Genomic DNA, 25,666 nt, shown 5'->3' on the forward strand with positions numbered 1-25,666 from the left:
ATTCCTTGGTGTTGACTAAATAGTTATTCTGTTTTTTCTTTGTATTTTAATAATTCAATTAATAACTCGATGGTATTAACCATATGAAACATAAATACTGCATTGGTATGTCTGTAGCAAAATGCTTTATCACCATCACACTCAAATTTTGTTTGTGGCTTGATGCTTTTAAAATCAAAATCATTTGTTAGCTTAAAGCTTATATCAAATGTACTTAATTCAATTAAGTTAACTTTAAAGTTATTTTCAATAGAGTCCTTTACTTGGTCGCGTATTAAATTAAGTTCAGCGTCATACTTTAATGTTTCTAGTTTTTTATCAAATTTACGTTGCAGTAAAAGAAAATTCCCCGGGTAAAGGTCATTACCAAAGCAGTCTGCTGGTGGAAGATTATCAATATGGTTAGATAGTCGTGCTGTAATGCCATTTTTAGCATCATCAATGTTAAAGGTTTCTGTTTTTACAGTGCCACAAACTTTTACTAAGCTACTTAGTAAGGCTTGATGTTCTGGTTTTCTTGTTGTGGATACAAACAGAAAGCCTTTTTTAACATGGTAAAGCGCGGTGATAATTTTTGTTTTAGTTAAGACAACCTTAAGCATTTCCTCTATTGCTATATGTTTTATTTCAACTTCAAGGAAATTATCAATACCTTGCTCTTTTAGCTTTTCAATGCGTCTATTAACTTCAAATGCGATAGCCGCTTTAGGAAGTATTTTTTCATCAATACGAAAAGTAATAATATAACCACCTTCGATTGGCGTGACTAATTCACCTGTAATTTTATTAGGGATAAATCCGTAGCTAATAGCGTGTGATTCTAAAATATCAACAAAAGGTAATTCTTTTAAATGTCTTTCTAAAACTTCGGCGCTGGGTAACTCAGCTTTAAAGATAACTGCGCTAGTAATTGGAAAACGTTTCATTTATTAATCTCCGCATAATTATTAACTCCACACAATAAATAAAGCCACTGACAAATAATGTGTATATTTACCTGATATAGACGAATGAAATATCAGTGGCTTTATGTATGGTGTAAAAAGGGCGGTGAGGAACCGCCAAACTATCAATAATGACTAATTAGCAGCATCGATATTTTCAGCTTGAATGCGCTGATAAATTTCTTCACGATGAACAGGTATATTTTTAGGCGCATCGACACCAATCCGCACTTGGTTTCCTTTAATGCTTAAGATAGTGATTTTTATATCATCACCAATAATTAGCACTTCACTAGCTCTACGAGTTAAAACAAGTATTCCCATATCCGTTACTCCACACAGTTGATCATTACCCCACACATTAAATCTAATTAAGCAGCAACAGTTACTCGGCAGAGTTCTGTTTGTTCGAAAATTTCATCATCGAGTTTTTCGAGTTGGCTTTGCAAATCAGCCTGACGTTGTTTCAGCAAAGCGAGCTTGCTTAGCGCTTGGGCTTTTTCCAAGATCCATGAATGCACATCTTCTTGCTGCATTGGCACACTAAAACTAACGATTGGTTCATTTGAATTGAGTTGCATGATTTTCTCCTAAGCTGTGTTTCTTAGAATAAATAATGCAACTAAAAGTAGAGGCTGTCAACTACTAAAAGTAGATTTTAAGTGCGAAAAAAAACCAACATTATAGTTGGCTTGGTTCATATAGAGAAATTAAGCAAAATATTTAAGTGCCATGGGCAGGCTTCTTATTAACTTTCCATGAAAATAAACTTCATGCATTTCATGATCTTCTATAAAAAATGGCGGGTAGAAATCATTATCAGATATAACTGATAATTTTCTACCTTTTACGCGCTGAAGGCGTTTAATAAAGGTTGAGTCTTCGAAGTTAAAAATATAGATACCATCACCGTTGAAACAAGAAACTTTAGTATCAACAAAGAGAAGATCTTTAGGGTTTAATGTCGGTATCATACTATCACCGTCTGCATTAATTATGATAACCCCATCCAAAGAACGTCTACCAAATAACTCATATACACGATCTTCAGGAATTTCAATTGAGCGAATAATCTCAGGAAACGGATTATTGATGTAGCCATTCCCAGCAGAGGCAAATGCTTCGACTTGCCTTACTGTTACAGTATCTTTTGGTTTTATTTCGCTTTGAGAGCCATTGACGCAAACGCCATAATCCAGATATGCCGGCGATGATTTCACTGCATTGGCGAGCAGTGCCATTTTATCATCCCGAGGCTTTGCTGTGCCTAATGTGTAGCGTCTGGCCATCTCGTAAGATACTCCAACCAATTCAGATAACTGCTTAACATCAATGTTGGTGATAGTCATCTGCTCGGTAAGCCTCTTAGCAAAGTTTTCATACTTTGATTTTTCTACCATAGATAGAAGTTTATCGCCGATATAGGTAATTGTCATTTCTATTTTAGGTTGTTTTTATTGTCTACTTTAAGTAGTATTGTGGTTTGTGAATAGGGGATATTTTATGAATAAAGAAAACATTACTGAGATGGCTATTCGTGCTGTGGGGACTCCTTCAGTTGTTTCCCGCATGTTTGGATTTAGTTCGCCTCAATCTGTATTTAACTGGATTAAAAATAACAAAGTTCCTGCCGAAAGGGTTATTCAACTTTGTCAGATGGGTAAATGGTCTTTTTGTCCACATCAATTAAGGCCTGATCTATATCCCAATGAATTTGATGGTTTACCCAAAGATAGCAGCGTTAGTAATTTCAAGTAACTACTAATAAAAATACGGAATTGTAGCTATGTGCAAACAAACAGTAAAAGAAGTCGTAAAAGAAATGTGCAAAGCGATGCCTGGTGGACGTTCAGCAATGGCGGGTGCGCTGGGTATCTCGGAAGCGTCATTTAATAACAAGCTGTATGAGAAAAATGGTTGCCGATTCTTTGAGCATGATGATTTAGAAGCGATGGAAGAATTATCAGGCACTAAGTTGCTGGTGGAATACCACATGGATCGTCATGACATGGTACCTGCTGCAAAATTTGATCCCGCAAAACTTGATGCTGTTGAACTTCATGATATGCGAACTGAGTTATCAGCGTTGTACGCGAAATTAGCCTTGCTGACTCATGAAAGCCTAAGCGATGGCAGATTAACCAAGAGGGAGCGCAAGGAGTTAGCAAAAAAACGAGCGATTTTATTTGCGGGAGTAGAGGGTTATTACGAGGCGCTAGGCGCTTTATATGGTGACGATCATGATGAATAGTACTAGAAAGGGTGACGCTCAGGATATGCGGTCCCGAGCGTCGAGTGCTAATAACAACTTGTGTGGAGTAACTAGCGTGAACAGTGTAACGAATTTTCATAGCAGAACGCAAGTACGGGCTTCACTGCGTAATGGTCGTTTCGTTTATGAAATTAAAGTACCAGATGGCTATGAAGAAACAAACTACAAATTTGTGGAATGGTTAGTAGATGATATGAACCAAAAGGCACAGGCGGTGAATGCATGAGCATGACATTAATGGCGAAAGCTATGTCGATTAAAGTCGGCAATCCACTACGTAAACTCGTGCTGATAAAGCTTGCTGATAATGCAAATGATAAAGGTGAGTGCTGGCCGAGTTATCAGCACATTGCAGATCATTGTGAGTGTAGCAAAAGTGCGGTTCGTTCGCATATTGATGCATTAATAGAAATGGGTTTTTTAATTAAAGAGAACCGTCTGGGCGTGAACAATGGGAAAGGTAATACATCGAATATCTACTATTTAGATTTATCTTGCCCTGAGCCGCCAGAAAGCATAGCCCCTATGTTGTCAAAAAGCATAGCTATGCCAAAGGGTGGCAGCCCTATGCCGTCAAAAAGCACACCCCCTATGCCGTCAGAAAGCACCAGAACCAGTCACTCTTTTGAACCAGTCAAAGAACCAAAAGATAACGCGCAACGCGTTAAACCAAAAAATATATTTTTACCTGATGATTTTAAACCCAGCGATCAGCATGCAGTTTTAGCTGCCGAGTTAAATCTTGATTTGGATGCTGAGTTTTTAAAGTTTGTTGATTATCACTTAAGTAAAGCCTCTAAATTTGCCGCTTGGGATCACGCATTAAACAACTGGTTACGTACAGCAGCGAGTTATCAGCATTCCAAGTCAGTTATTGACACCGTAGCGCGTGACGAAGCATTTACCCGGATCATTGGCTCACGCTCAAAACCACAAACGCGCATCGAGGAAATTGCCGCTGAATTGGCGGGTAAAACGGGCATCAGGACAGCAAAAGAGTTTCAAGGCCGTCAGATGTGGATCAACATCTGGAAGCAAGCAACAGAGCAAGCAGCGAAAGAGGTGGCAGCGTAATGAATAACTACGTTCAGCAACTTAATGCGCTTAAAGCTAAGTCAGCACATAACTTAAAAGAGATTGGCGATCAGTGGTGCTCCCCTGAGGAATTATTTTGGGGGATTAACGCTAAATTCGGTCCATTTACTTTAGATCTATTCACCGATGGCAATAACACCAAAGCCCCGCATTTTTACACCGCGGAAGATAATGCGCTCACGCAGGACTGGTCAGCAAAATTAAAAGAAGTTGGCGGTGCAGCTTTTGGCAATCCACCGTATTCGCGCAGTTCTTATCACGAAAAACAAGCTGTCACTGGTGTTGGCCATATCATGAATTACGCTTCAGCAATGCGTGAAAAGGGTGGGCGATATGTTTTTTTATTGAAAGTAGCAACAAGCGAAGCATGGTGGCCTGACCATGCAGATCACATTTGTTACATCAAAGGCCGAATAGGTTTTGACGTTCCTAAATGGTTTAACCCAGCAGATGAAAAACAAAAGCCATCAAGTGCAATGTTTGCAGGTGCAATAGTTGTTTTTGATAAAGAGTGGCGCGGCGAGAAGGTAGGTAACATCCAACGTAAAGAATTAGAGCATATTGGCAAGTTAGCTATTGAACAGGCGCAATGGCTTGCTGAAAAAATGGCGGTGACATATGTCGAGTAAACGTAAAGCCCAGTTTGAGCGCTATAAGTCTATTCTCACTCATTATGCTGGCGCATCTTTTAATCGTGAAAATGTGATGGTTGATTTTGAGCTTGATGGTTCTCCAGCCAGCAATGTCATCACGAGTATGAAAAAAAGAGGCTTGATTCATATGCTTGATGCCCGAACAAAATCTTATCAGGCCGTGAGTGGGGCATTATCAATACTCAATAACATCATCGATGAAGAGCAGCGCGCAGTGATATTGCGTAGGCAGGAGCTGGAAGCGTTTAGAAAAAATCCATCGGCACGACGGGTTAGAAACCTGCCGCAGCCGCCGAAGCTACCAATCATGCAGATGTTTGATGATCTGCTTGCTAGTGTAAGGGCAAATAGATGAAAAACCAAATATCAGAAATTCAGCCTTGTCGTTATTGCGGAAGTGAAAATACGACAGTGGAAAGTCATAGCTATAGGACCTGGTTTTATGTTCGCTGTCACTGTTGTGGTGCTAAAGGTCCCGATGTTAATGATAAGCCATCGGCGGTCAGTGTATGGAATAAGGGGGTAATCGGTGAGTAAGGCGCTATTTTTAATTTTACCCTTTCCTCCAAGTGTTAATGCTTGCTGGCGGACAGTTAAAGGCCGAATGCTTATTAGTGAAAAAGGGCGTACGTTTCGAGCTAATGCGATCGCGGCTGTTTATGAGCAGTTACGTAGAAGACCAAAAGCTATCACGGAAAAGGTATCGGTAGTTATAAAGATGTACCCACCAACTAACCATAGAAGAGATATCGATAACTATCTAAAAGCGCCATTTGATGCGCTAACACATGCGAATATCTGGAAAGATGATGATCAGGTGAAGCATGTTGATATGCAGTGGTGTGAAGTCGTAAAAGATGGTCGGTTTGAAATCACGATCAGCATATATGAAAACGCAAATGCGGTTGCGTAAAACGTGGAGTAATAGCATGAACCAATTAGCGATAAAAGCATTAACAATGTCCAGCGTAGAGATATCAGAGTTAGTTGAGTCTCGTCATGACAAAGTGAAGCAATCAATCGAAAGGCTTGCTACACGAGGAACAATTCAACTTCCCCCATTGGGGGAGGTTAAAAACCATCAAAACCAGACGGTGCAAGTTTATCAATTAAACAAACGTGACAGTTATGTGGTCGTGGCTCAATTATCACCAGAATTTACAGCAAGGCTGGTGGATCGTTGGCAAGAGTTAGAAAACCAAAAGCTGGTACCGACAACATTTTCAGAAGCACTACGTTTAGCTGCGGATCTCGAAGAAGAAAAACGGCAGCTTGAAAATAAACTAATCGAAGCCGCTCCAAAGGTTGAATTTGTTGATAAATACGTCTCCGCTACTGGTGCAATGACATTTAGACAAGTCTGCAAGCTACTTGATGTGAAAGAACCAGAATTTAGGGGTTTTTTACTTGATAAAAGAATCATGTACCGACTCAACAATATATTAACCCCATATCAACAGCATTTAGACGCTGGACGATTTGAAATGAAAACGGGTGTTACGCAAGGAACTGAGTATGCGTTTGCACAAGCACGGTTTACAGCGAAGGGAGTTAATTGGATAGCTGGTCAATGGATGGAGCACAAAGCATATGCGTGAAACTTCAATTCTTACAGCAAGTACGGTACCAGAACTTGGATTAGCAATCTTTAGACCAGGAATTAGCGAATTACATAAATTTGCTGGCCGCATGTTAATTATCCCAGTACCGGAATCGTTAAGCGATAAATCAGTAGGACCTATCTCTCTATCTCAATCATTCCTCAGCGACGAGTTGAAAGATATTGGAGAGATAAAGCAAGTATTAGATTTAGCTGTAGATCCCGAGCCACCAGCCAGTTTTATGAAATTTCCAAAGCTTCAGCGCTGGGAGAGTGTGAAATATCTGCAATGGGTTAAATCACAACCGTGTTGCGTGTGTGGGGCTACATCTGATGATGCTCATCATATTATTGGGCACGGGCAGGGCGGTATCGGGACAAAAGCGCATGACTTATTCACGATCCCTTTATGTCGGGTTCACCACAGTGAGTTACACAAAGATCCGAAGGAATGGGAAAGGGAGCACGGTAGCCAGTTAGTTTTGTTATTTAAATTTCTCGATCGGTCTATTGGTCTAGGTGTATTTGGTTAATGCGTTGTGCGGAACGCGGTGGGGTTGATGTCATGAGAGATATTCAGTTAGTTTTAGAAAAATGGGGTGGTTGGGCCGCTGAGGGTAAAAGCCGTATAGGGTATTCATCTACAGCGGCGGGATTTAGTGGTTTGTTACCAGATACAAATGGCACAAGATCATCATGCTGTGATGATGACGGGATAATTATCGATGCAGCAGTTGGCCAGTTAATCAAAGCAGGAAAAAAAGACGAATATGAATTAATAGAACGACACTATATAAAAGACATTTCAAAGTCAGCGATAGCAAGAGATATGAAGTGCTCAGAGGGGAAGATTAGACAAAAATTAATGATAGCTGAGACTTTTATTGATGCATGCTTGATTATGGCTGGCGCTGTTTTAGAGATGGATGAGTGGGTAAATAAATCAACAAGTAATAGTTAATGCTTTTCGTAACGAATTTTGGGTGTTAATGTGATAAGAGTGAATACGTTGTCACCTAACTTATAGAATATAACCTCGTCATTTGTGCGGGGTTTTTTATGCCTAAAATAAACATAAGACTTGCTGTTCATATCGGTCAGAGTTACATGTGTAGTTATGCACAATAACTAACCAAAGGTTTGAAATTATCATGTTAAAACATGTAGATATGACAGAAAAGGCAAGGCTTGTTTTTAATGCGGTTACAGATGAACCAGCCACGGCAGGTGAGGTTTCACAGTTTGTTGAATTAACACCCCCTAGTTGCCAATTAATACTGACACAGCTTGTTATGGCTGGATTAATCAAAGAAAACGCCAAAGAAAGTACATATCAAATTATCTAGCACTGTGAAAATGGGCGGCTGGTGGGTGTTGGTAGCACCTTACCAGCCATTCGCCCGTTCTGAAACGGATCACGGACAAACCAAAGCCCACTGCTTATGTGCACAAAGCGGGTGAAGCTTAACAAAAAAGGTTCTCCTGATCTATGAAAAACACTGTAATTTTAAACAGTATTAATTTAGTTAATGACGACTCACTCGTCTATATAAAAACACTTCCAGATAATTGTATTGACCTAATCGCAACCGACCCACCCTATTTCCAAGTTAAAAACTGTAGCTGGGATAATCAGTGGGAAAATGTCACTTCATATTTATCTTGGCTTGATGAAATGCTTGCTGAATTTTGGCGTGTTCTAAAGCCAAACGGTAGCTTATATATGTTTTGCGGTTCAAAGCTGGCGGCTGATACGGAATTATTAGTGCGTGAGCGGTTCGATATACTTAACCACATTATTTGGGCTAAGCCGTCAGGACCATGGCGACGACAAAATAAAGAAAGCCTGAGAAGTTATTTCCCTGCGACAGAACGTATTATTTTTGCTGAACACTATCAAAGCCCTTATAAAGGTAAAAGCAGTGGGTATCTTCAGCGACGCAGAGAATTGAAAGAAAACACACTGAGGCCATTGATTGAGTACTTTAAGCAAGCGAGAGACGCGTTAGGCATAACGGCTAAGGAGATTCATCAGGCCACGGGAAAGCAAATGACTTCTCATTGGTTTGGCTATAGTCAATGGCAATTACCGAACGAAGAAGATTATAGAAAGTTACAAGCGCTATTTCAGCGCATAGCTTTAGATAAGTTCAGCGACAATTTCCTGATCCGTGACCATGCTGACTTAATGAGTGAGCAAAACACGCTTAGACGTGAATATCACGAACTGGCTGAACGGTATCAATTATTACGCCGTCCTTTTGCTGTTACCGTTGATGTGCCTTATACGGACGTTTGGACTTATGCACCAGTACAATATTACCCCGGTAAACACCCATGCGAAAAACCAGCCGCGATGATGGAACACATTATCAATAGTAGTAGCCGAGAGGGTGATGTCGTTGCTGATTTCTTTATGGGATCGGGTGCAACGATTAAAGCAGCGCTGAAACTTAATCGACGAGTTATTGGGGTTGAGCTGGAGTCAGAGCGGTTTGAACAGACGAAGTTAGAGTTAGAAGAGATTACTAACTTGTAACTAATTCTTACAATATCAACTATCCGGAATTTCCGGATAGTTCCTTTGCGACGCTATAATTATCAATCTTTAGTGAAAGGCTTAACTAATGACTAAGTTAAATGCATTTGCATTCAAGTCAATAAAGTTTTTTCGAGGAAGATAGATCTGTCCGTTATCGTGAATGATGAATTTATATCTATATTCCATTTCATCTTTGAATTTTGATGGTTTATAAAAGTCCATATTTTCTATTAAGTCAATAAATTCATCATATGATGGAAGGTTGTTTTGGGTTATATGTAGCACTCGGTCGATATATTTTATTGGCCGGTGCTCGAGTTTAATTGAAAAACCGAATTCGGACAGTGATCCATTTCTAGCGGGAAAGAAATTAAAATCAGCTAATTTTAACTGTTCAAGCATTAATTGGGCAGTTTTAATACCGAATTGCTCAATTTTATCATTTGATATTTTCCAGTGGTCATTATACTCACCAAAAGATTGAGGTTTGATAGGGTTCATGGAACAGCAAAAGATATAACTATCAAGCCCTGAACGCTCTATAGTTACTTTTGCTGATTTGAATTTAACCTCGTTAGGCATCACACGATCGATTTCAATCTTATCAGCATGCATGGAAACTGATCCGTTGAAGTGAGGTATCGGTTCTGAAGTATCCCCAAATCCAATCATCGACTGGAAAAATAGGTTTGCAATTTTTGTTGGAAGGACGATCCCATCAGAAAAATCAATTTGAATTGTAAATGTGCCTTCTTTTTCATCTCGAAGTGAGTCATTTTCAATTTTTCTAAAATGGTGAAGAGCTCCTAGGCGCAATGTTGAACCTGACAGCACATTGTATTTTTTATCACAGTATTTAAATAATTCCATTTCTCATCCTGCTTTAGAATAAAGAGACATCATTTCATATGGTAATAAAAATTCAAGTATTACAAATGAAATATTAGATAAGTAAGACGGAACGCTTCAATATATTAGCCTAACTTACTTATTTGCAGTAAATTTGCATAGCTGATATTCAGCTTAAAATTACTGCATGAGGTATATATGAAAGATGGGATTTACTACGTTACTTTTCGAAGTAATATGCAAGATTTTGGGAATGGTACGGTAGTCGTTAGAAATCACGAAGTTAATGGTGGCGATTTTGTGTATTCATACAAAGGTCGAGTGTTAGCAAATGATGTTATTTTGCAATTAGAACAACATGACAAGTCAGTAACCTCTGTGTTTGGTGATGTTGGCAATTTTACCCTTGGCTTATTTACATTGACCACACCTACTGGTTACATATTGAGAGGTGGCGTTCAAGGGATGCCGGAAACCATGATTGAAGTAGAAGCAAAGTTTATCGGGGATTTATATTAAGGCATCTCGATAAATGACAAGGTCACTTAGGTGACCTTTTTTATTGGAGATAATATGAAAAATATATTTATTAATCTATGCATTAAATTGTCTGGAAAGACTAAGGAACAGTTAAGTTTAGCCTGGTCATTTCATTACTTTTTAACCCGCTCAAAATACAAAGCCTATTGGCGATCAGTATTTCATTAACTTATCGAAAACCTCATGCAGAGAAATCGATAGCTGCGCACAAGGCGGAGTTGCGCCCGTCACCTATTCAGTTCTAGCTGCTATTGCTGGTGGCTTTCCACTAACTTAATTTCGGGCACTCCGTAGGGGGTGGTATATGCGTATGGACAAATTAACAACTGGCGCCTCGTATGCTGCCTCTACGGGTTCAACATTCTATTGGCTAAAACAATTATTAGATGGGTTCTCATCTGAGCAGTGGGCAGCAATTGGTGTATTGGGAAGCCTACTTTTCGGCTTATTAACTTTCCTAACAAATCTATATTTCAAACGGAAAGAAGATAAGCGTAAGGAAGCAGGTCATGCCAAAGATACCCAATAAAATAAAAATGGCCGCTGCTGGTGGCTTGATGGCTTTAACTGTTTCAATGGTTACACAGTTCGAGGGATATGAGCCCAAACCTTATCGTGATGTGGTTGGAGTTCTTACCGTGTGTTATGGGCACACCGGCGCAGACATTATCCCCACGAAAATCTATACAAAAGCCGAGTGTGATGCGCTGTTAGAAAAAGACTTGGCTATCGTCGCTAAAGCTGTAAATCCACTAATCAAAGTCAATATTCCTGATTATACCAGGGCAGCACTTTATTCATTCACTTATAACGTAGGAACAGGTGCCTTCTCCCGTTCTACGCTACTTAAAAAACTCAATGCCGGTGACCAAACTGGCGCCTGTAATGAACTTAAACGCTGGATATATGCTGGGGGCAAGCCGTGGAAAGGATTAATGACAAGGCGAGAAGTGGAGAATGCAGTATGCCTTGGAAGCTTATAGTCTGTTTGGTTGCCTATCTTATTTTGTTTATTGGGTCGGGCGCATATTTATTGATTGATGATACCTGCCGCAATGATCAGCAGGGGCTAGAAAAGCGTTGCCAAGTTGCACTAAGTCATTATCGGGGGTGATATGAGTCTTACAGAAAAATTATTTATTGCGATTGTTATTTCTTTATTTATCGGCATTTATTTACTCACAAATCAACTTGATAAGATAAATGGCGAAAATGCCGAGTTAACAAAATCGCTAGTGCAACAATCACTAATCATCGATAACGCCTACACATCAATATCTATCTTTGACCGTATCTCTGGAGTCGCCATTGATGCTAAACAACAAAATACACTGGACGCACAGGGAACCAAGAAGGATGTCAAAACTATTCTTGTGGGTAATGACTGCGCTCCCGTTGCTGTTCCTGATAGCCTTATTGACAGGATGCGGCAATACAAAGACTGAATATATATTAGCACCTCACATCCCAATCCCTGCAAACCTATTAGCCGATTGCCAAATACCTGACATCCCCGACAAAATGACGTGGGGCGATGTCGCTGAATACAACATTGAGCTGATGTCGGTAATTAAAGCATGCAACTTGGACAAGAAAGCAATACGGGAAATTGAACAACAACGACAGGTGGTGAAATGAAAAGAAAGCAATTTAGTCTTATCAAAATATTTGGTTCTGTCCCTGTAGATCCTAACAAGTTTAAAGATTTAGACAAAAAGCTTAAATGGTTAGGGGGATGTGAAGAAGGTAATTTCTGTGTGGGTTGCGGTACATTAACGCCATTCATTCCTAAATCACATCATGCTAATTGTTACTCATATAAGGATTCAGATGAATACGCTGAGTATGTGAATGAGCTAGGGAGATGTCCGGAATGTGATTCACCTGACGGGCTATCAATGGACAGCAGCATGGAACTAAAATTATCACAAATAAGCTGCACTGACTGTCAGTTTGTCTTACAAGGGGCGCTATGTGAAGAAAATTTAATCATCGCCTTTAATAAAAAATATCAACGAGCCTCGCAATAGCGGGGCTTTTTCATTTATGGATACAGTTATGTCAGATAAAAAAGAAATAGCTACCCTATCTATAAAGATATCAGTTGATAGCACTGATTTAGATAAGCTGGAAGCCCAGCTAAAGCGCATTAATGATCTACTTGTCAGTACAGGTATGAAGAAGCCAGCAAGTGGCGGGTTTATTGCCGATACGTTCGGTGTATTCAAGTGTCAAGGCGGTGGTGTTTTTATACCAGAGCCGCGCATTAGCGCTGCAAGTATTAGGCAATTATCAGAGTTAATGAATAATAAAGCCAAGGAAGCGGTTAAAGAGATAGCCAAACAGTCACCCACTACCACAATGACAATAACTACAGGTGTTAATAATAACTGTGAGCATTTTAAGCAGCAGATTGAATCAAGCTGTAATGATACGCGGTTTCAGTTAGAAAGCATTCGGGATGCAACCGCACAGTCTATATCAGGTCTACAGCTGCAGATTGCACAGCTAACCAATGAACTTGAAGAAGCAAGACTGAAAGGTAGCGTTAATGCAATATCTATCATCAACTTAAAGCAAGCAATAGGGCAGCAGGAAAAATCGATGGCTCAAGCTCTCAAGCAGACGATTGCTGAAGATATTGCGCGAAGTGGTCCAGCGTGTCCAAGAAGCTTTAAATCAATGAAATAAATTAATTCTGTGAGAAATTCAAAAGGTACTCCCGAGGGGGTGCCTCTACCTAGCCATTAGCTAATCACTGGTGGTTTTTTTCATTTATGGAGATATCTATGCCACCCCGTATCCCTCGCGCATGCCGTAAGCATGGGTGTAGCAAGACAACCACAGATCGCAGTGGTTATTGTGATGAGCACATGAATACAGGCTGGGAGTCTCACCAACAGGGTAAAAGCCGACATGAAAGAGGGTATGGAACTGCATGGGATAAAAGGCGTGCTCGCATACTTCAGCGTGACAAGCATCTGTGTCAGGAGTGCTTGAAGTCAGGGCGACCAACAGAAGCCAAGACAGTGGACCACATCCAACCCAAGGCACATGGCGGTACCGATGATGATAGCAATCTTCAATCACTCTGCTGGCAATGTCATAAACGTAAGACCGCAAGGGAGAGGATCAAATGAAAGCACAGCAAGTCAAATTATCAAAATTGTTTAAGAACGGGCGTTGGGTTGGCTACGGACTTACAGTTGATGGGAAGTTGTTATCCAACCAAAAAGAGTTGAGCCTCACCACAACCCCGCTGGGTGAAAATAATTCTGTGGTTGTTGAGTTTGCGTGGCGCCCATCAGTGGTAGAAGATGCTCCCGACATTCACTTAGATTGATTACATAATGAAACTATCACCATAGGGGAGGGGCGGGTAAAATCTCTACCACTCTCGCCCTAAAGTACCGCCGCCTTACCTTTTGTTATATCGCCGCAGGTTAGAAAACTTTTTTTGGGGTTTCCCTATCACTCATTAATAGGAGGTGTCTATCATGGCAGGACCGCCAAAAACCCCGTCACACCTGCAGTTAGTGAGGGGTAACCCATCCAAAAGACCTATCAATAAAAATGAACCGAAACCCCCGTCAGGGGTGCCCCCAACGCCGAAGTATTTTGATAAGCGCGGAAAGTATTGGTTTAAGAAGATTGGGGAAGAGCTCAACGCATTAGGTGTGATGAGTCAACTTGATGCTAAGGCACTTGAATTGTTGGTGGAAGCCTATGTTGAGTATCGTCATCACTGTGAAGTGCTTGATGAAGAGGGATACACTTATAAAAACAACACTGAAAGCGGATTGATGATCAAAGCGCATCCAGCCGCAATTATGAAGGCTGATGTATGGAAGCGAATAAGGGCAATGCTTAGCGAGTTTGGCATGACCCCATCAGCACGAACCAAGGTGAATGTAAAAGGCCCTGAACAGGAAGATCCACTTGATGTATTTTTGAAAAAGCGCAAATGATGAATGGCAACCGTAACAGATGGAATTCAGTACGCCGAACAGGTCGTCGCTGGAGAAATTGTTGCGTGCGAATTGGTGCGTTTAGCGTGCCAGCGGTTTTTAAATGATCTAGAGCATGGCCCTGAGCGTGGTATCTATTTCATTGAAGAACGCGCACAGCACATACTCGACTTTTATAATTTTATTCCTCACGTCAAAGGGGCATTAGCCGGAAAGCCCATTGATTTAATGCCTTGGCATGTCTTTATATTGATTAATATTTTTGGCTTTGTGATCCCGCTAATTGATGAGTTAACGGGTGAGCAAGTGCTTGATGATGATGGCGATACGATGCTTGTTCGTCGATTTCGAACGGCTTTTAATGAGGTTGCTCGAAAAAACGCTAAATCAACTTTATCAAGTGGCATCGGGTTATACATGACAGGCGCAGACGGTGAAGGTGGTGCTGAGGTTTATTCAGCGGCAACAACGCGGGATCAGGCGCGAATTGTGTTTGAAGACGCCAAAAATATGGTTAAAAAGGCAAAAACGACACTTGGACGCCTATTTGATTACAACAAACTTGCTATATACCAGGAGCGAACAGCATCTAAATTTGAACCGTTATCGAGTGACGCAAATAACCTCGATGGCTTAAATATCCACTGCGGTATTGTCGATGAGCTGCATGCACACAAAACCCGCGATGTGTGGGATGTTTTAGAAACAGCAACCGGTGCACGTCTGCAGTCTCTGCTTTTTGCCATTACTACCTCGGGATTTAATAAAGAAGGGATTTGTTACGAGCTGAGAGACTACGCAATCAAGGTGCTCACGGGGGTTGTTGAAGATGATACGTTTTTCGCGATCATTTATACACTTGATGAGAAGGATGATGATTTTGATGAATCGGTGTGGATAAAAGCCAATCCGGGGCTGGGTGTCTGTAAGCGGTTTGATGATATGCGCCGGCTCGCTAAAAAAGCCAAAGAGCAAGTTGCTGCGCGGCCCAATTTTCTGACTAAGCATTTAAATAAGTGGGTAAATGCCGAATCAGTTTGGATGGATATGGGCAAGTGGGAAAAATGCCCCGTCAATGCGCCCGATGATGAGTTGAAAAATTATCCGGTTTGGGTTGGTGTGGACTTGGCCAGCAAAATTGATGTTGCTGCAGCAATCAAAATGTACGAGGACAATCAAGGTAAAACGCATATCAAGTGCAAATTTTGGATACCTGAGGATCGTATTGAAACGGCACCTAAGCATATTGCGGAACTTTATCGCAAGTGGGCGAAGATGGGGTACCTAGAGCTTACTGATGGCGAAGTTATTGATCATGACATTATTAAGGATGACATTCTTAAATGGTGTGAAGGTGATGAAGTCCGTGAGTTGGGCTTTGACCCTTGGAGCGCGGTTCAATTTTCTCGTCGTTTAGCTGAAGAGGGCGTGCCTCTGGTGGAAGTTGCACAGACGGTAAAAAACATGTCTGAAGCCATGAAGAGCGTTCAGGCAGATGTGTATGCCAGTAAATTTCATCATGATCACAACCCAATGATGGGATGGATGCTTTCAAATGTCACAGTCAAGCCCGACAAAAACGAAAATATCTTTCCGAACAAATCGACCCCTGAAAATAAAATCGATGGGCCGGTAGCGATGTTTACCGCAAAAAGCCGTCAATTGGTGGGCGGTGGAAATGATACCCCTGATATCTCAGGATTTATAGACAACCCAATCATAGTAGGTATCTGATGAAACATAATAAGGAGCCGGGGCGCATAAAAAGTGCGCTACTTAACTGGTTGGGCGTACCAATATCGCTAACCAATGGCGGTTTTTTGCAGGAATGGAGTGGGGCAAGCAGTAGTGGGAAAATTGTTACTGCAGATAAAGCCATGCAGCTTTCTGCCGTTTGGGCTTGTGTGAGGTTGCTTAGCGAGTCGATATCAACGCTTCCAATAAAAATTTACAGGAGTGAAAGTGATGGCTCTAGAAGCTTAGCAAAAGATCACCCCGTTCATCGCTTGCTTTGTAAGCAACCCAACATTGAAATGACGCCGTCTCGGTTTATGTTAATGGTTGTGGCCAGTTTGTGCTTGAGAGGCAATAGCTTCATAGAAAAAAAATACATAGGGTCCAAGTTAGTTGCTTTACACCCTTTATTACCCCAAAACATGGTTGTGAAGCGTAGTGATAAAAACGGAATGCTTGAGTACCAATATACCGATCCGCTGACGCAGAAAAAAAGAAATATTGATTTAAAATATATGATGCATATTCGTGGTTTTGGGATGGATGGCATTTGCGGAATGATCCCCGTTCAAATGGGGAGAGATGTGATTGGCTCGGCTTTATCAGTTGAAGAGTCTGCGGCTAAAATTTTTGAGAATGGCTTACAGAGCTCTGGATTCTTATCATCAGAACTAGCCCTTAATGACGAGCAGCGTGAACGCATTAGAAAGTACCTTTTAAGCTTTGTCGGTTCAAAAAACGCTGGGAAAATGATGGTTCTTGAAGGGGGGATGAAATACAACAATGTCACCATGAATCCCGAAGCTGCTCAAATGCTTGAAAGTCGAACCTTTAGCATTGAAGAAATTTGCCGCTGGTTTCGCGTTCCACCCTTCATGGTTGGTCATATGGATAAGCAAAGCAGTTGGGGGGCTAGTGTAGAAGGGATGAACATGCAGTTTCTTACCAATACACTAAGGCCACTACTTGTGAATATTGAGCAAGAAATTAGTCGTTGCTTATTAAGTGGTGATGATGATTATTATGCTGAATTCTCTGTTGAAGGATTACTTAGAGCTGATAGTGTAGGCCGCGCCGCTTATTATACGACTTCACTACAAAACGGCTGGATGAGTCGTAATGATGTGAGGCGTCTTGAAAATCTCCCCCCTATTGATGGCGGTGATATTTACACTGTTCAACTCAACTTAACCCCGATTGATCAGCTAGGAAAAGATATTTCTGGCAATGAGGCTGAAAAGCTCAAGGCACAAATCACTAGCTGGCTATTTCCAGAGGGTGATCCAACAATTCCACCAAAAAAACCTCATTCCGAGGAGTAAATTAAATGAAAAAAAGTCATCTGCCAGTTGCGCTGGAGGGGAGCCCCTGCGCGTCAATCAGCTATGAATTAACCCCAAATGCCTTAAATAAATGGGATGGCAGCATTAAGGCGGCAAGCTCCGACAATACAATTTCTATCCTCGATGTGATTGGCGAAGATTATTGGGGTGAAGGCGTGACCACCAAACGTATCGCTGCTGCATTGCGTGCGATCGGTAATAACGACGTTGTCGTGAATATTAATAGCCCCGGTGGAAATATGTTTGAGGGACTGGCGATTTATAACCAACTTCGTGCACACAGCGGCAAGGTCATCGTTAATGTGCTGGGTATTGCTGCCTCTGCGGCCTCCATTATTGCCATGGCAGGGGATGAAATCCATATGGGACGTGGTGCATTTTTGATGATCCACAACTGCTGGGGCGTTTGTGCGGGGAATCGTCATGATCTTGCGAGACTGGCTCAAGATATGGAGCCCTTTGATAAGTCGATGTGTGATATTTACATGGCGCGCAGTGGGCAATCGAGTGAAGCAGTCAGCCAAATGATGGATAACGAAACCTATATCGGCGCTAGTGATGCTATCGATAAAGGATTTGCAGACAGACTGCTGTCAGCAGATGTGATTAACGATGGTGATGAAAGTCCACAGGCCGCAATGCGAAAGCTCGATGCGTTATTAGCCAAATCAAACACTCCCCGCGCGGAGCGTCGAAAACTTATCAGTGCTTTAACCGGAAGTACGCCGTGCGCTACTTCCACGCCGAATGGTACGCCGAGCGCTACCGCTAAAATTAACCCCGAATCTCTCTCTGAACTGGAAAAGGCCATTGCCGCTTTTGCCACGATAAAATAATTATTGGAGACATCATGTCTGATACAAATGAATTACTGAAAAACCTATCTGCTAAAATTGAAAAAGCGAACAGTGACTTTAACGCTAAGGCTGAAGAAGCCTTAAAAGAAGCACAAAAAGTGGGTAGCTTGAGCACAGAAACGAAAGCTGCCGTTGACCAAATGGCAACGGAATTGAATGCGCTGCGTGAGTCTGAAAAAACCCTGAAAGCGTCGTTGGGCGATTTAGAACAGCATGTGGCACAAATGCCGCTACAAAATGCAGTCCATGCGGCGAAGTCTATTGGTCAGCAAGTGATCTCTGCCGATGTACTGAAAGATATCAATTCCAGCATGCAGGCGAGTAAGCGTATTTCGGTTGCGGTTCAAGCGGCGTTGACCTCGGTTGATGTGGCACAAGGCGTGGTTGAGCCTCAGCGTTTACCGGGGATTGATGCCGCCCCTAAACAACGTTTATTTATTCGCGATTTGATTGCACCAGGCAAAACGACGTCACCAGCTATTTTCTGGGTTCAGCAAACCGGCTTTACCAATGCCGCAAAAGTGGTGCCTGAGAATACCGCTAAGCCGTACAGTGATATTGAGTTTGCAACAAAAATGACCCCCGTCTCCACAATTGCGCATATGTTCAAAGCCTCCAAACAGATTTTGGATGACTTCGCACAGTTGCAGTCGTTAGTGGATGCTGAAATGCGCTACGGCTTGAAGTTTGTCGAAGAGCAAGAGATTTTATTCGGTGATGGCTCAGGTGCGCATTTGCACGGCATCATCCCGCAAGCGTCGAAGTACAAACCAGAATTTGCTGTTGATAAACAAAACGGTATTGATGATTTACGTTTAGCGATGCTGCAAGCGCAATTAGCTCGCTTCCCAGCAACTGGTCACGTTCTACACTTCATTGATTGGGCGAAGATCGAACTACTGAAAGATTCTCTGGGGCGTTATATTCTGGCGAATCCATCAGGTTTAACTGGGCCAACATTATGGGGATTGCCAATTGTGGTGACGGAAACAGCAGCGTTCAAAGGGAAATTCTTAACCGGTGCCTTTAATGCTGGTGCTCAGTTGTTTGACCGTGAAGAGACAAATGTTGTTATTTCCACTGAAAACAGTGATGACTTTGAAAAGAACATGATTTCAATTCGCTGTGAGGAGCGACTTGCGTTAGCCGTTAAACGGCCTGAAGCCTTTGTATATGGTGATTTCACTGCGCCAACATCTGGCGACTAATCTCCTTAAGCGGTCTTTATGGCCGCTTTTTCTTTTGAGGTGCAATATGAAATTAACAATATTACGTGCCATTTATTTCGGTAATAACGTCGCTGTTGAAGGTGAGATCATCGAAACGGGCGATCTGCATGGGCGTGAATTAATTAAAAAAGGCTATGCAATTGAAATGGAAGGCGATCATGCTAAAGAGCAAGAGCAGCAAGAGCAGCAAGAGCAGCAAGAGCAGCAAGAGCAGCAAGAGCAGCAAGAGCAGCAAGAGCAGCAAGAGCAGCAAGACGAAAAGGCTACTAAGACTAAAAAGGGGAAATAATGCTTTCTCTGGAATTAGTTAAACAACATTGCAATATTGATACTGATTTTACTGATGATGATAAATTGCTAGCCATTTATATCGGCTCTGCGGTCAGGTATGTAGAAAACTACACGCGCCGAAAGCTGTATGAAAACGGATCATCAGAAGGTTATCAGGCCGATCCCGAACCGTTGTTGCTGGGTGATGATGTCAAAAATGCCATGTTACTGCTGATTGGTCAATGGTATGAAAACCGCGAAGCGACCAATATCGGCAATATCACCTCTGCATTGCCGTTTGCAACTGAGGCGCTACTTCAACCTTACCGGATTTATGGTCTCTAGGGGGTATTATGCAAGCGGGGCGTTTACGGCATCGAGTGATATTTCAACGCACTGAAATGGTTAAGAGTGAATACGGTGAGCGAGAGAAGAAGTGGACAAATATAACCGTGACTCGCGCTGAAGTTAGGGCAATAAGTGGGCGAGAGCTGCTTTCAGCTGGGGCTGAAATGTCCGAAGTTACGGTGCGGGTATGGATGCGTTATCGATCGGATATCAATTCCACCTGTCGCATGATTTATCGCGGACTTATTTATGATATCCAATCCGTGATCCCTGATGTCAAGTTTACCCGTCTTGAATTATTGTGCAAGCAAGGAGTCTCTGCTGATGGTTGATATGAGCATTGACTTTGGTGGCCTGCTGGATATCAATAAAGAATTGGATTTACTCAGCAAGGCGGAAAGCAACAAGGTATTGCGGCAAGCGACGTATGCAGCGGCAAGTATTTTGCGCGACGAGGCCAGAGTTAAAGCGCCTAAACGAACGGGGAAGCTGGCTAAAAATATCGTAGTGAGTAATCAGCGCAATCGCAAGCAGGGTGAAGTGTCTTCGGGGGTTTATGTTCGCGGTACGAATAAAGACGGTACCAATAGCGATAACCGTATGAAAGCGGTTCACCCTAACAACGCTTATTATTGGCGTTTCTTGGAAAATGGCACGGCAAAGATGTCACCTCAGCCTTTTATTCGACCGGCGTTCGACGGTAAAGCGGATGAAGCTGCCGCTTTTGCGATCAGCAAACTAAATCAAGCCATCGACGAGGTATTACGAAAATGACTGAAGCGGATATTTTACCTTATCTCGACTCTGTACTGCCGGACAAGGTATTTTCGTCTATTGTTCCACTGGAATCGCCGCCGATTAAGCCGCCTTGGTGCATATTATCAATCTACCGTATTGATAGTGATGTCTTGAGCGGTCAAGCTGAGCAGATGATCAATATTCAAATTGATGTTTATTGCGACACCTTAAGGGCAGCGCGTGAATTAATGGTGAAAATCAGATCAGCCATTAAGCCGCTTTATCCTACTAATATTACTGAGCGCCCAACATACGAGCCGGATGAGAAACTCAGACGTATCACCCTCGAATGCCAAGTCTGGCAATAATCTTTAATTACACTCAAATTTAATCTGCTGCTTCGGCAGCTTTTTTATTTCTATAGGAAATTGATATGGCAGCTAAACATGAAAGAACGCAAGGTACAAAAATTAGCGTCTCAAAACTTCCGGCAACAGAACTTAACCCATCAAATGCAAGTTTTTTGTCAATTGATTGTACAACGAAAGAAATTAGCTACACGGGAGGGCAGAAAGCAGATATTGATGTTACGACATTGTGCTCTACCGAACAGGAAATGATTAATGGTTTACCCGCACCCGGCGAGGTGTCGATTAATGGTAACTGGTCAGCGGATGCCGAGGGGCAAGAGGTATTACGCCAAGCCTATGACAACGATACCGTTCATGCGTTTAAAGTGGAATTTCCTTCCGGTAATGGTTACGCATTCCTTGCAGAGGTGCGTCAAAATAGCTGGTCGGTTGCGGGTAATGGCGTGGTATCAGCCTCTTTTACATTACGCATGAAAGGCAAGCCTTCCCCAATTAAAGCAGCAGGAGAATAAACATCATGGCAAAAAAAGTAATGAATCTACGCGATATTGCACTGAATGCTGCACAATCATTTCGTACAACAAAGGTCACTGTCTCCGAATGGGATGCTGATGTGGTATTGCGTGAGCCGTCCGTAACAGTGTGGCTGAAATGGCTGAAAGAGCATCGTGACCTTGGTGATACGGATAAACTCAGCACAGAGGAAATGGTTCAACGTAACCTTGAAGCAGATGTTGATTTTCTCATTAACGTTTTACTGGATGAGAAACATCAGCCTATTTTTAGCCCGGAAGATAAGGCCACCGTGCTGGCCATTTATGGGCCTGTTCATGCTCGGCTCGTTCATCAGGCCTTTGAGCTGATCATGGGTGCCAATGACGCTGAAAAAAAGTCCGTGAACCTGCACTAAAATTTTTGCTCACCCTAGCATTGCGGCTAGGAAAAACTCTCTCTGAAATCGGTACTATGCCCGCCAGTGAATTACAACTCTGGTGGGCATTTGATTCGATAAATCCCATTGGTGACGCACGCTCAGACGTACATGCGGCACAAGTTACCGCGGCTATTTTTAATGCGCAGGGCGTGAAAACCTCCATTAATGACACGTTGATCCAGTGGGACACTGAGAGCGTGCAGGAAGAAGAGAGCGACGGAGCAGGGTTAGAGAATTTCTTTGCCTCACTCGCGTAATCAATATCAACACTCGTCAGGACGCAGGTCAATTATGTCAACACTCCGCGAACTTATTATTAAGATATCCGCTAACTCAACGAGCTATCAGGCAGAAATAGCTAAGGCGTCCCGTACGGGTAATGAGTATTACAAAACGATGAGTGCTAATGGCCGTCGTTTTGAGCGAGAATTAAGATCACAAAAACAAGCGTTGAATGATATCAACAATCAATTAGCATCCGTGACCAGCACTGCCAAGATAATGTCGGGTGCGTTAGCTGGTTTCTTTTCGGTTTCAACCTTGATCACCGCTGTTGATGATTGGGGGCAAATGTCCGCGCGCATTAAAATGGCACTCACTTCAGTGGAAGGGGACGTCAGTCGTTACGAAGAACTCCAGCAGCGCTTTTTAACGGTCAGTAACCGAAACGGTAAAGCCATAGAAACCACTCAAGAATTGTATGTAGGTTCAGCCTCAGCCATGAAAGAGCTAGGCTATTCAACGGCAAACACACTGGACTACATCGAATCGCTATCATCAACGTTTACCGCAAATGCTACAAGCGCACAGCAAACCGAATCGGCATTTACAGCATTAAACCGTGCAATGGTGACAGGCGTTTTAAAAGGCAATGACTGGCATTCTGTATTAAATGCCATGCCTTCTGTTGTGGGCGATATTGCTAAAGAACTCTCACGTATGCGCGGCGGCGTTAAAGTCACTGAAAACGATGTTAAGTTGATGGCCACTAAAAGTGGCATTTCAATGACATTATTCACTAATTCATTGATTAACGCGAAAGAGGCTAACAATGCGTTAGCGGACAGCATGGACAATACCGTTGCAGATGGTTTTGCCAAGGCGGCCAATGCTGCCAAGTCTTATTTTGGTGAAATTAATGCGAGCATGGGGATCACTCGCTCAATGTCAGCAACTTTGGCAACGGTCACGGAGAACTTCAGTAGTTTTGCATCAGTTGGCACTGCGATAGCTGCGATTGGTTTATCACGCTATATGGGCAACTTATCCCTAAGCACTTATGAAGCCGGCAAGAATATGCTTGTTACGGCTAAAAATAACTATGTGTTAAATGCAGCGCAAGCCAAGGGATTGGAAATCACGTTAGCTAAAATACGAGCAGATCAGGCCTATGCGGTTTCAACTCAGCAATCTCTTGGCGTTCAACTTATCGCTGCAAAAACAGAAGAGCGTAGAGCGGCAATTAGAACTCAGCAAGAGGCCAACTACGCAAAAATCATTGCATTAAATAAAGCCGAAGAGGCGAGCGTTAATCAGCTGACTGCCGCACAAAATAGGCTTAATTATGCCACTCGCGCTATGCGGGGTACTTTATCCTTATTAGGTGGACCTGTTGGTGTCGCCATGATGGCTGGTGGGGCTCTATTCTATTTCTCAGAGAAAGCAACTGAAGCGAGAGATCGAGCATTAAACCTGAGAGATGCAGTGCTTGAGACAACTGAAGCACTAATGCAATTATCTCAAAAGGAACTAACGGTAAAGCTTGTTGATGCACAAGATGATTTGCAAAATATAGTCACTGAGCGCAATAAGATGATCAATGAGCTTCGGGATAAAAAAGACAGGGCGAAGGAGCTAGAGGGCGGGGTGTTTGGGGATGTATTTAACCAAGTTCCCGACCTAAATAGGGATGTAATTAGACTTGATGCACAGCTTGAAAAAGCTAATGCAAACATTGATATAACAAAAGAAAAAATAAACCGCATTAATGAAGCCAAAGACAAATTAGCCTCAGGAGATTTGCCGAAAAAAGACCCTGCCCCATTACCACCACCAAAACTAACGGGTAGTACTGATGAGGATAAAGGCAAAACTAAAGCGCTTAATGATTATCAGCAATTACGCAAATCTATTGAGTCAGAGCATTTTTCAAGCCTTCAAAAAATCCAAGCGAGTGAAAAGGAAAATAGTGACAAGTTAGCTAGCCTTCACAAGAAAGGCTACGTCAGTCAAGCCGAAATGCAGCGTTTGATTTTGCTCAATGCAGAAAATCATCAGCAGAAACGGCTAGAACTTGCTGAGAAATACGATCCTTATGCAGCCATTATTCGCAAGGAAAGAGAGGCAGCAAGAGAGTTAGGCGAACTTCGTCAGGCCAAGCTGATAAATGAGCAACAATATTATGCCGCCAGTTTGCAGCTTCATAATGACTACGTGAAGCAAAAAATGACCGAAGAGGCAAACCAAAAAGCGCTGCCAAGTTATGATTTAGCTGGTGAAGTAGATCCTGTCGCCAAGCTGCAAAATCAGTTAAGCGAGCAACAGGCTTTATATGAAGCTTATCGTAACAATGATTTAATCAGCCAAGAGCGCTATCAAGAACTGATGATAGCAGCTACTAATCGCTCTAAAAATGCACAGCTTGATGCCGCTAAAGAGTTGTATGCGGCTCAGGGCAACTGGCAGCAAATGCAAATGAACCTTCTTGAAACAGTAGAGCAACGCACAAGTAATGCATTGACAGGTATTTTAACGGGGTCTAAATCATTCTCTGAAACACTTCAAGAGCTTTCGGCATCACTTGCACAATCTATTATTCAGGATCTAGTCCGCATAGCTATGCAATCAATGATCACCAATGCGTTAACTGGGTTGTTTGGCGGTATTGCAGGAGGGGCTTCTAGTGGTGCGGCCTCTAGCTCAAGCGCTAATGCGTTCTCAACAGGAGCGTATGGGAATTTAAGCTTTACCGCAAATGCGAAAGGTGGGCTATATAATACACCAGGATTAAGTGCTTACAGTGGTCAGGTTGTTGATGCTCCGACATTCTTCCCGTTTGCAAAAGGCGGCATCCCATCACTTGGATTGATGGGCGAGGCGGGCCCTGAAGCTATTATGCCCTTGACGCGCGGTAAAGATGGATCGCTAGGTGTTCGTGCTCAACTCCCTAAGATAGATATGCCGGTCAATGATAAGCCTGCTGGTGGCACGGTTGTTCAGCAGGAAATACATGTGCACGGCAATGGGGATGCAGCATTGGAGGCTGCGCTAAGAGAGGCTGCTCGACAAGGCGCAGAGGATGGGGCAGCCAAGGCGGAGGCTAGGATTATGCGAGACTTTCAAACTAACGGTAAGCTACGTAAAACACTAGGAAAATAGT

The 25,666-nt window shown here is 42.4% G+C and carries 42 protein-coding genes; 37 read left to right on the forward strand and 5 right to left on the reverse strand.

The window, feature by feature from the left end:
* Positions 1-23 precede the first annotated feature (23 nt).
* From rdgC to MNY66_RS05910, 4 genes are all read right to left on the reverse strand, one after another.
* Positions 24-926, reverse strand: a complete 903-nt coding sequence (gene rdgC, locus MNY66_RS05895) for a recombination-associated protein RdgC (RefSeq protein ID WP_241501671.1) — start codon at positions 924-926, stop codon at positions 24-26.
* A gap of 153 nt (positions 927-1,079) precedes the next feature.
* Positions 1,080-1,262 carry a carbon storage regulator CsrA gene (csrA, locus tag MNY66_RS05900; RefSeq protein ID WP_047255659.1) on the reverse strand — a complete coding sequence of 61 codons (183 nt, stop codon included), beginning with the start codon at positions 1,260-1,262 and terminating at the stop codon, positions 1,080-1,082.
* Between the two features lie 53 nt (positions 1,263-1,315).
* The gene (locus MNY66_RS05905; protein WP_047255598.1) at positions 1,316-1,525 is read right to left on the reverse strand and encodes a hypothetical protein; all 210 of its coding nucleotides are present in this window, start codon (positions 1,523-1,525) and stop codon (positions 1,316-1,318) included.
* Positions 1,526-1,654: 129 nt separating this feature from the next.
* On the reverse strand, positions 1,655-2,344 hold the full coding sequence (locus MNY66_RS05910) for a LexA family transcriptional regulator (protein WP_241501672.1): 690 nt from the start codon (positions 2,342-2,344) through the stop codon (positions 1,655-1,657).
* Between the two features lie 103 nt (positions 2,345-2,447).
* On the opposite strand from MNY66_RS05910, the gene MNY66_RS05915 reads away from it, so the two are divergent.
* The 13 genes from MNY66_RS05915 (at position 2,448) to MNY66_RS05975 (ending at position 9,103) form a co-directional block, all read left to right on the forward strand.
* The gene (locus MNY66_RS05915; RefSeq protein WP_241501673.1) at positions 2,448-2,702 is read left to right on the forward strand and encodes a YdaS family helix-turn-helix protein; all 255 of its coding nucleotides are present in this window, start codon (positions 2,448-2,450) and stop codon (positions 2,700-2,702) included.
* 28 nt (positions 2,703-2,730) lie between these two features.
* The gene (locus tag MNY66_RS05920) at positions 2,731-3,195 is read left to right on the forward strand and encodes a YmfL family putative regulatory protein (protein WP_241501674.1); all 465 of its coding nucleotides are present in this window, start codon (positions 2,731-2,733) and stop codon (positions 3,193-3,195) included.
* Positions 3,196-3,271: 76 nt separating this feature from the next.
* A complete protein-coding gene (locus tag MNY66_RS05925; RefSeq protein WP_241501675.1) occupies positions 3,272-3,442 on the forward strand; it encodes a hypothetical protein in 171 nt (56 codons plus the stop codon).
* Complete coding sequence (locus MNY66_RS05930; protein WP_241501676.1) at positions 3,439-4,290, forward strand: helix-turn-helix domain-containing protein; 852 nt, start codon at positions 3,439-3,441, stop codon at positions 4,288-4,290. The genes MNY66_RS05925 and MNY66_RS05930 overlap by 4 nt, the downstream gene beginning before the upstream one ends.
* Positions 4,290-4,940, forward strand: a complete 651-nt coding sequence (locus MNY66_RS05935; protein WP_047255602.1) for a phage N-6-adenine-methyltransferase — start codon at positions 4,290-4,292, stop codon at positions 4,938-4,940. The genes MNY66_RS05930 and MNY66_RS05935 overlap by 1 nt, the downstream gene beginning before the upstream one ends.
* Positions 4,930-5,319 carry a hypothetical protein gene (locus MNY66_RS05940; protein ID WP_241501677.1) on the forward strand — a complete coding sequence of 130 codons (390 nt, stop codon included), beginning with the start codon at positions 4,930-4,932 and terminating at the stop codon, positions 5,317-5,319. The genes MNY66_RS05935 and MNY66_RS05940 overlap by 11 nt, the downstream gene beginning before the upstream one ends.
* Positions 5,316-5,501 (forward strand): Lar family restriction alleviation protein, encoded by a 186-nt coding sequence (locus MNY66_RS05945; RefSeq protein WP_241501678.1) that lies wholly within the window; start codon positions 5,316-5,318, stop codon positions 5,499-5,501. The genes MNY66_RS05940 and MNY66_RS05945 overlap by 4 nt, the downstream gene beginning before the upstream one ends.
* Positions 5,494-5,877: a RusA family crossover junction endodeoxyribonuclease gene (locus MNY66_RS05950; RefSeq protein ID WP_241501679.1), complete on the forward strand. Its 384-nt coding sequence runs from the start codon at positions 5,494-5,496 to the stop codon at positions 5,875-5,877. Before MNY66_RS05945 ends, MNY66_RS05950 begins: the two co-directional genes overlap by 8 nt.
* 16 nt (positions 5,878-5,893) lie before the next feature.
* Positions 5,894-6,562 carry a phage antirepressor KilAC domain-containing protein gene (locus MNY66_RS05955; protein ID WP_241501680.1) on the forward strand — a complete coding sequence of 223 codons (669 nt, stop codon included), beginning with the start codon at positions 5,894-5,896 and terminating at the stop codon, positions 6,560-6,562.
* The gene (locus tag MNY66_RS18170) at positions 6,555-7,097 is read left to right on the forward strand and encodes a DUF968 domain-containing protein (RefSeq protein WP_479497655.1); all 543 of its coding nucleotides are present in this window, start codon (positions 6,555-6,557) and stop codon (positions 7,095-7,097) included. The genes MNY66_RS05955 and MNY66_RS18170 overlap by 8 nt, the downstream gene beginning before the upstream one ends.
* Positions 7,098-7,129: 32 nt before the next feature.
* Positions 7,130-7,525 carry an antiterminator Q family protein gene (locus MNY66_RS05965; protein WP_082120790.1) on the forward strand — a complete coding sequence of 132 codons (396 nt, stop codon included), beginning with the start codon at positions 7,130-7,132 and terminating at the stop codon, positions 7,523-7,525.
* A 190-nt stretch (positions 7,526-7,715) separates the two neighbouring features.
* Positions 7,716-7,910, forward strand: coding sequence for a TrmB family transcriptional regulator (locus tag MNY66_RS05970; protein ID WP_241501681.1), 195 nt, complete (start codon positions 7,716-7,718; stop codon positions 7,908-7,910).
* 143 nt (positions 7,911-8,053) lie between these two features.
* A complete protein-coding gene (locus tag MNY66_RS05975) occupies positions 8,054-9,103 on the forward strand; it encodes a DNA-methyltransferase (RefSeq protein WP_241501682.1) in 1,050 nt (349 codons plus the stop codon).
* An 81-nt stretch (positions 9,104-9,184) separates the two neighbouring features.
* Here MNY66_RS05975 and MNY66_RS05980 read toward each other — a convergent pair whose 3' ends face one another.
* Positions 9,185-9,976, reverse strand: a complete 792-nt coding sequence (locus tag MNY66_RS05980; RefSeq protein WP_241501683.1) for a hypothetical protein — start codon at positions 9,974-9,976, stop codon at positions 9,185-9,187.
* 177 nt (positions 9,977-10,153) lie between these two features.
* On the opposite strand from MNY66_RS05980, the gene MNY66_RS05985 reads away from it, so the two are divergent.
* The 24 genes from MNY66_RS05985 to MNY66_RS06095 all read left to right on the forward strand — a co-directional run bounded on the left by MNY66_RS05985 (position 10,154) and on the right by MNY66_RS06095 (position 25,665).
* On the forward strand, positions 10,154-10,474 hold the full coding sequence (locus MNY66_RS05985) for a GrlR family regulatory protein (protein WP_137021801.1): 321 nt from the start codon (positions 10,154-10,156) through the stop codon (positions 10,472-10,474).
* A 325-nt stretch (positions 10,475-10,799) separates the two neighbouring features.
* Positions 10,800-11,024 (forward strand): class II holin family protein, encoded by a 225-nt coding sequence (locus MNY66_RS05990; protein ID WP_241501684.1) that lies wholly within the window; start codon positions 10,800-10,802, stop codon positions 11,022-11,024.
* Positions 11,005-11,478 (forward strand): lysozyme, encoded by a 474-nt coding sequence (locus tag MNY66_RS05995; RefSeq protein WP_277629375.1) that lies wholly within the window; start codon positions 11,005-11,007, stop codon positions 11,476-11,478. The genes MNY66_RS05990 and MNY66_RS05995 overlap by 20 nt, the downstream gene beginning before the upstream one ends.
* Entirely contained in the window at positions 11,460-11,609 is a 150-nt protein-coding gene (locus MNY66_RS06000; protein ID WP_241501685.1) for a hypothetical protein, read from the forward strand. Before MNY66_RS05995 ends, MNY66_RS06000 begins: the two co-directional genes overlap by 19 nt.
* Before the next feature lies 1 nt (position 11,610).
* A complete protein-coding gene (locus MNY66_RS06005) occupies positions 11,611-11,940 on the forward strand; it encodes a hypothetical protein (protein WP_241501686.1) in 330 nt (109 codons plus the stop codon).
* Positions 11,876-12,133 carry an Rz1-like lysis system protein LysC gene (gene lysC, locus MNY66_RS18035; RefSeq protein WP_420915510.1) on the forward strand — a complete coding sequence of 86 codons (258 nt, stop codon included), beginning with the start codon at positions 11,876-11,878 and terminating at the stop codon, positions 12,131-12,133. The genes MNY66_RS06005 and lysC overlap by 65 nt, the downstream gene beginning before the upstream one ends.
* Positions 12,130-12,525, forward strand: a complete 396-nt coding sequence (locus MNY66_RS06010; RefSeq protein WP_241501687.1) for a hypothetical protein — start codon at positions 12,130-12,132, stop codon at positions 12,523-12,525. Before lysC ends, MNY66_RS06010 begins: the two co-directional genes overlap by 4 nt.
* Before the next feature lie 28 nt (positions 12,526-12,553).
* Positions 12,554-13,186: a hypothetical protein gene (locus MNY66_RS06015; protein WP_241501688.1), complete on the forward strand. Its 633-nt coding sequence runs from the start codon at positions 12,554-12,556 to the stop codon at positions 13,184-13,186.
* A 98-nt stretch (positions 13,187-13,284) separates the two neighbouring features.
* Positions 13,285-13,635, forward strand: a complete 351-nt coding sequence (locus MNY66_RS06020; RefSeq protein WP_241501689.1) for an HNH endonuclease — start codon at positions 13,285-13,287, stop codon at positions 13,633-13,635.
* Entirely contained in the window at positions 13,632-13,838 is a 207-nt protein-coding gene (locus MNY66_RS06025) for a hypothetical protein (protein WP_241501690.1), read from the forward strand. Before MNY66_RS06020 ends, MNY66_RS06025 begins: the two co-directional genes overlap by 4 nt.
* A 154-nt stretch (positions 13,839-13,992) precedes the next feature.
* On the forward strand, positions 13,993-14,463 hold the full coding sequence (locus MNY66_RS06030; protein WP_047255618.1) for a phage terminase small subunit P27 family: 471 nt from the start codon (positions 13,993-13,995) through the stop codon (positions 14,461-14,463).
* Between the two features lie 3 nt (positions 14,464-14,466).
* On the forward strand, positions 14,467-16,197 hold the full coding sequence (locus tag MNY66_RS06035) for a terminase large subunit (protein WP_047255619.1): 1,731 nt from the start codon (positions 14,467-14,469) through the stop codon (positions 16,195-16,197).
* Positions 16,197-17,519, forward strand: coding sequence for a phage portal protein (locus MNY66_RS06040; protein WP_047255620.1), 1,323 nt, complete (start codon positions 16,197-16,199; stop codon positions 17,517-17,519). The genes MNY66_RS06035 and MNY66_RS06040 overlap by 1 nt, the downstream gene beginning before the upstream one ends.
* 5 nt (positions 17,520-17,524) lie before the next feature.
* A complete protein-coding gene (locus tag MNY66_RS06045) occupies positions 17,525-18,376 on the forward strand; it encodes a head maturation protease, ClpP-related (RefSeq protein ID WP_241501691.1) in 852 nt (283 codons plus the stop codon).
* 14 nt (positions 18,377-18,390) lie between these two features.
* Entirely contained in the window at positions 18,391-19,605 is a 1,215-nt protein-coding gene (locus tag MNY66_RS06050) for a phage major capsid protein (RefSeq protein ID WP_241501692.1), read from the forward strand.
* 46 nt (positions 19,606-19,651) lie between these two features.
* Positions 19,652-19,915 carry a hypothetical protein gene (locus MNY66_RS06055; protein ID WP_241501693.1) on the forward strand — a complete coding sequence of 88 codons (264 nt, stop codon included), beginning with the start codon at positions 19,652-19,654 and terminating at the stop codon, positions 19,913-19,915.
* Positions 19,915-20,241 (forward strand): head-tail connector protein, encoded by a 327-nt coding sequence (locus MNY66_RS06060; protein ID WP_047255624.1) that lies wholly within the window; start codon positions 19,915-19,917, stop codon positions 20,239-20,241. Before MNY66_RS06055 ends, MNY66_RS06060 begins: the two co-directional genes overlap by 1 nt.
* 8 nt (positions 20,242-20,249) lie before the next feature.
* Positions 20,250-20,576 carry a phage head closure protein gene (locus tag MNY66_RS06065; protein ID WP_047255625.1) on the forward strand — a complete coding sequence of 109 codons (327 nt, stop codon included), beginning with the start codon at positions 20,250-20,252 and terminating at the stop codon, positions 20,574-20,576.
* Positions 20,569-21,018, forward strand: a complete 450-nt coding sequence (locus MNY66_RS06070) for an HK97-gp10 family putative phage morphogenesis protein (RefSeq protein WP_047255626.1) — start codon at positions 20,569-20,571, stop codon at positions 21,016-21,018. The genes MNY66_RS06065 and MNY66_RS06070 overlap by 8 nt, the downstream gene beginning before the upstream one ends.
* Complete coding sequence (locus MNY66_RS06075; protein ID WP_047255627.1) at positions 21,015-21,350, forward strand: DUF3168 domain-containing protein; 336 nt, start codon at positions 21,015-21,017, stop codon at positions 21,348-21,350. The genes MNY66_RS06070 and MNY66_RS06075 overlap by 4 nt, the downstream gene beginning before the upstream one ends.
* Positions 21,351-21,415: 65 nt before the next feature.
* The gene (locus MNY66_RS06080; RefSeq protein WP_047255628.1) at positions 21,416-21,865 is read left to right on the forward strand and encodes a phage tail tube protein; all 450 of its coding nucleotides are present in this window, start codon (positions 21,416-21,418) and stop codon (positions 21,863-21,865) included.
* Between the two features lie 5 nt (positions 21,866-21,870).
* The gene (locus MNY66_RS06085) at positions 21,871-22,263 is read left to right on the forward strand and encodes a phage tail assembly chaperone (protein ID WP_241501694.1); all 393 of its coding nucleotides are present in this window, start codon (positions 21,871-21,873) and stop codon (positions 22,261-22,263) included.
* A gap of 5 nt (positions 22,264-22,268) precedes the next feature.
* Positions 22,269-22,544 carry a phage tail assembly protein T gene (locus MNY66_RS06090; protein WP_420915511.1) on the forward strand — a complete coding sequence of 92 codons (276 nt, stop codon included), beginning with the start codon at positions 22,269-22,271 and terminating at the stop codon, positions 22,542-22,544.
* A 34-nt stretch (positions 22,545-22,578) separates the two neighbouring features.
* The gene (locus MNY66_RS06095) at positions 22,579-25,665 is read left to right on the forward strand and encodes a tape measure protein (RefSeq protein WP_241501695.1); all 3,087 of its coding nucleotides are present in this window, start codon (positions 22,579-22,581) and stop codon (positions 25,663-25,665) included.
* The last annotated feature ends 1 nt before the right edge of the window (position 25,666 follow it).

It is taken from the genome of Moellerella wisconsensis (assembly GCF_022592395.1).
GTDB classification, from domain to species: Bacteria; Pseudomonadota; Gammaproteobacteria; order Enterobacterales; family Enterobacteriaceae; genus Moellerella; species Moellerella wisconsensis.

Excerpts from the sequence above, each read along its gene's own strand:
- MNY66_RS06035 (WP_047255619.1), top strand. The coding sequence starts at position 14,467 with ATGGCAACCGTAACAGATGGAATTCAGTACGCCGAACAGGTCGTCGCT.
- MNY66_RS06080 (WP_047255628.1), top strand. The coding sequence starts at position 21,416 with ATGGCAGCTAAACATGAAAGAACGCAAGGTACAAAAATTAGCGTCTCA.
- MNY66_RS05915 (WP_241501673.1), top strand. The coding sequence starts at position 2,448 with ATGAATAAAGAAAACATTACTGAGATGGCTATTCGTGCTGTGGGGACT.
- MNY66_RS05975 (WP_241501682.1), top strand. The coding sequence starts at position 8,054 with ATGAAAAACACTGTAATTTTAAACAGTATTAATTTAGTTAATGACGAC.
- MNY66_RS06050 (WP_241501692.1), top strand. The coding sequence starts at position 18,391 with ATGTCTGATACAAATGAATTACTGAAAAACCTATCTGCTAAAATTGAA.
- MNY66_RS05990 (WP_241501684.1), top strand. The coding sequence starts at position 10,800 with ATGCGTATGGACAAATTAACAACTGGCGCCTCGTATGCTGCCTCTACG.
- MNY66_RS05905 (WP_047255598.1), bottom strand. The coding sequence starts at position 1,525 with ATGCAACTCAATTCAAATGAACCAATCGTTAGTTTTAGTGTGCCAATG.
- MNY66_RS06015 (WP_241501688.1), top strand. The coding sequence starts at position 12,554 with ATGTCAGATAAAAAAGAAATAGCTACCCTATCTATAAAGATATCAGTT.
- MNY66_RS06055 (WP_241501693.1), top strand. The coding sequence starts at position 19,652 with ATGAAATTAACAATATTACGTGCCATTTATTTCGGTAATAACGTCGCT.
- MNY66_RS05955 (WP_241501680.1), top strand. The coding sequence starts at position 5,894 with ATGAACCAATTAGCGATAAAAGCATTAACAATGTCCAGCGTAGAGATA.
- MNY66_RS06005 (WP_241501686.1), top strand. The coding sequence starts at position 11,611 with ATGAGTCTTACAGAAAAATTATTTATTGCGATTGTTATTTCTTTATTT.
- MNY66_RS05970 (WP_241501681.1), top strand. The coding sequence starts at position 7,716 with ATGTTAAAACATGTAGATATGACAGAAAAGGCAAGGCTTGTTTTTAAT.
- MNY66_RS06075 (WP_047255627.1), top strand. The coding sequence starts at position 21,015 with ATGACTGAAGCGGATATTTTACCTTATCTCGACTCTGTACTGCCGGAC.
- MNY66_RS05940 (WP_241501677.1), top strand. The coding sequence starts at position 4,930 with ATGTCGAGTAAACGTAAAGCCCAGTTTGAGCGCTATAAGTCTATTCTC.
- MNY66_RS05930 (WP_241501676.1), top strand. The coding sequence starts at position 3,439 with ATGAGCATGACATTAATGGCGAAAGCTATGTCGATTAAAGTCGGCAAT.
- lysC (WP_420915510.1), top strand. The coding sequence starts at position 11,876 with ATGACTGCGCTCCCGTTGCTGTTCCTGATAGCCTTATTGACAGGATGC.
- MNY66_RS05985 (WP_137021801.1), top strand. The coding sequence starts at position 10,154 with ATGAAAGATGGGATTTACTACGTTACTTTTCGAAGTAATATGCAAGAT.
- MNY66_RS06065 (WP_047255625.1), top strand. The coding sequence starts at position 20,250 with ATGCAAGCGGGGCGTTTACGGCATCGAGTGATATTTCAACGCACTGAA.
- MNY66_RS05935 (WP_047255602.1), top strand. The coding sequence starts at position 4,290 with ATGAATAACTACGTTCAGCAACTTAATGCGCTTAAAGCTAAGTCAGCA.
- MNY66_RS18170 (WP_479497655.1), top strand. The coding sequence starts at position 6,555 with ATGCGTGAAACTTCAATTCTTACAGCAAGTACGGTACCAGAACTTGGA.
- MNY66_RS06070 (WP_047255626.1), top strand. The coding sequence starts at position 20,569 with ATGGTTGATATGAGCATTGACTTTGGTGGCCTGCTGGATATCAATAAA.
- MNY66_RS05995 (WP_277629375.1), top strand. The coding sequence starts at position 11,005 with ATGCCAAAGATACCCAATAAAATAAAAATGGCCGCTGCTGGTGGCTTG.
- MNY66_RS06085 (WP_241501694.1), top strand. The coding sequence starts at position 21,871 with ATGGCAAAAAAAGTAATGAATCTACGCGATATTGCACTGAATGCTGCA.
- MNY66_RS06025 (WP_241501690.1), top strand. The coding sequence starts at position 13,632 with ATGAAAGCACAGCAAGTCAAATTATCAAAATTGTTTAAGAACGGGCGT.
- MNY66_RS06010 (WP_241501687.1), top strand. The coding sequence starts at position 12,130 with ATGAAAAGAAAGCAATTTAGTCTTATCAAAATATTTGGTTCTGTCCCT.
- MNY66_RS05910 (WP_241501672.1), bottom strand. The coding sequence starts at position 2,344 with ATGGTAGAAAAATCAAAGTATGAAAACTTTGCTAAGAGGCTTACCGAG.
- MNY66_RS06040 (WP_047255620.1), top strand. The coding sequence starts at position 16,197 with ATGAAACATAATAAGGAGCCGGGGCGCATAAAAAGTGCGCTACTTAAC.
- MNY66_RS06095 (WP_241501695.1), top strand. The coding sequence starts at position 22,579 with ATGTCAACACTCCGCGAACTTATTATTAAGATATCCGCTAACTCAACG.
- rdgC (WP_241501671.1), bottom strand. The coding sequence starts at position 926 with ATGAAACGTTTTCCAATTACTAGCGCAGTTATCTTTAAAGCTGAGTTA.
- MNY66_RS05920 (WP_241501674.1), top strand. The coding sequence starts at position 2,731 with ATGTGCAAACAAACAGTAAAAGAAGTCGTAAAAGAAATGTGCAAAGCG.
- MNY66_RS06000 (WP_241501685.1), top strand. The coding sequence starts at position 11,460 with ATGCCTTGGAAGCTTATAGTCTGTTTGGTTGCCTATCTTATTTTGTTT.
- MNY66_RS05980 (WP_241501683.1), bottom strand. The coding sequence starts at position 9,976 with ATGGAATTATTTAAATACTGTGATAAAAAATACAATGTGCTGTCAGGT.
- MNY66_RS06020 (WP_241501689.1), top strand. The coding sequence starts at position 13,285 with ATGCCACCCCGTATCCCTCGCGCATGCCGTAAGCATGGGTGTAGCAAG.
- MNY66_RS06045 (WP_241501691.1), top strand. The coding sequence starts at position 17,525 with ATGAAAAAAAGTCATCTGCCAGTTGCGCTGGAGGGGAGCCCCTGCGCG.
- MNY66_RS06060 (WP_047255624.1), top strand. The coding sequence starts at position 19,915 with ATGCTTTCTCTGGAATTAGTTAAACAACATTGCAATATTGATACTGAT.
- MNY66_RS05945 (WP_241501678.1), top strand. The coding sequence starts at position 5,316 with ATGAAAAACCAAATATCAGAAATTCAGCCTTGTCGTTATTGCGGAAGT.
- MNY66_RS06030 (WP_047255618.1), top strand. The coding sequence starts at position 13,993 with ATGGCAGGACCGCCAAAAACCCCGTCACACCTGCAGTTAGTGAGGGGT.
- MNY66_RS05965 (WP_082120790.1), top strand. The coding sequence starts at position 7,130 with ATGAGAGATATTCAGTTAGTTTTAGAAAAATGGGGTGGTTGGGCCGCT.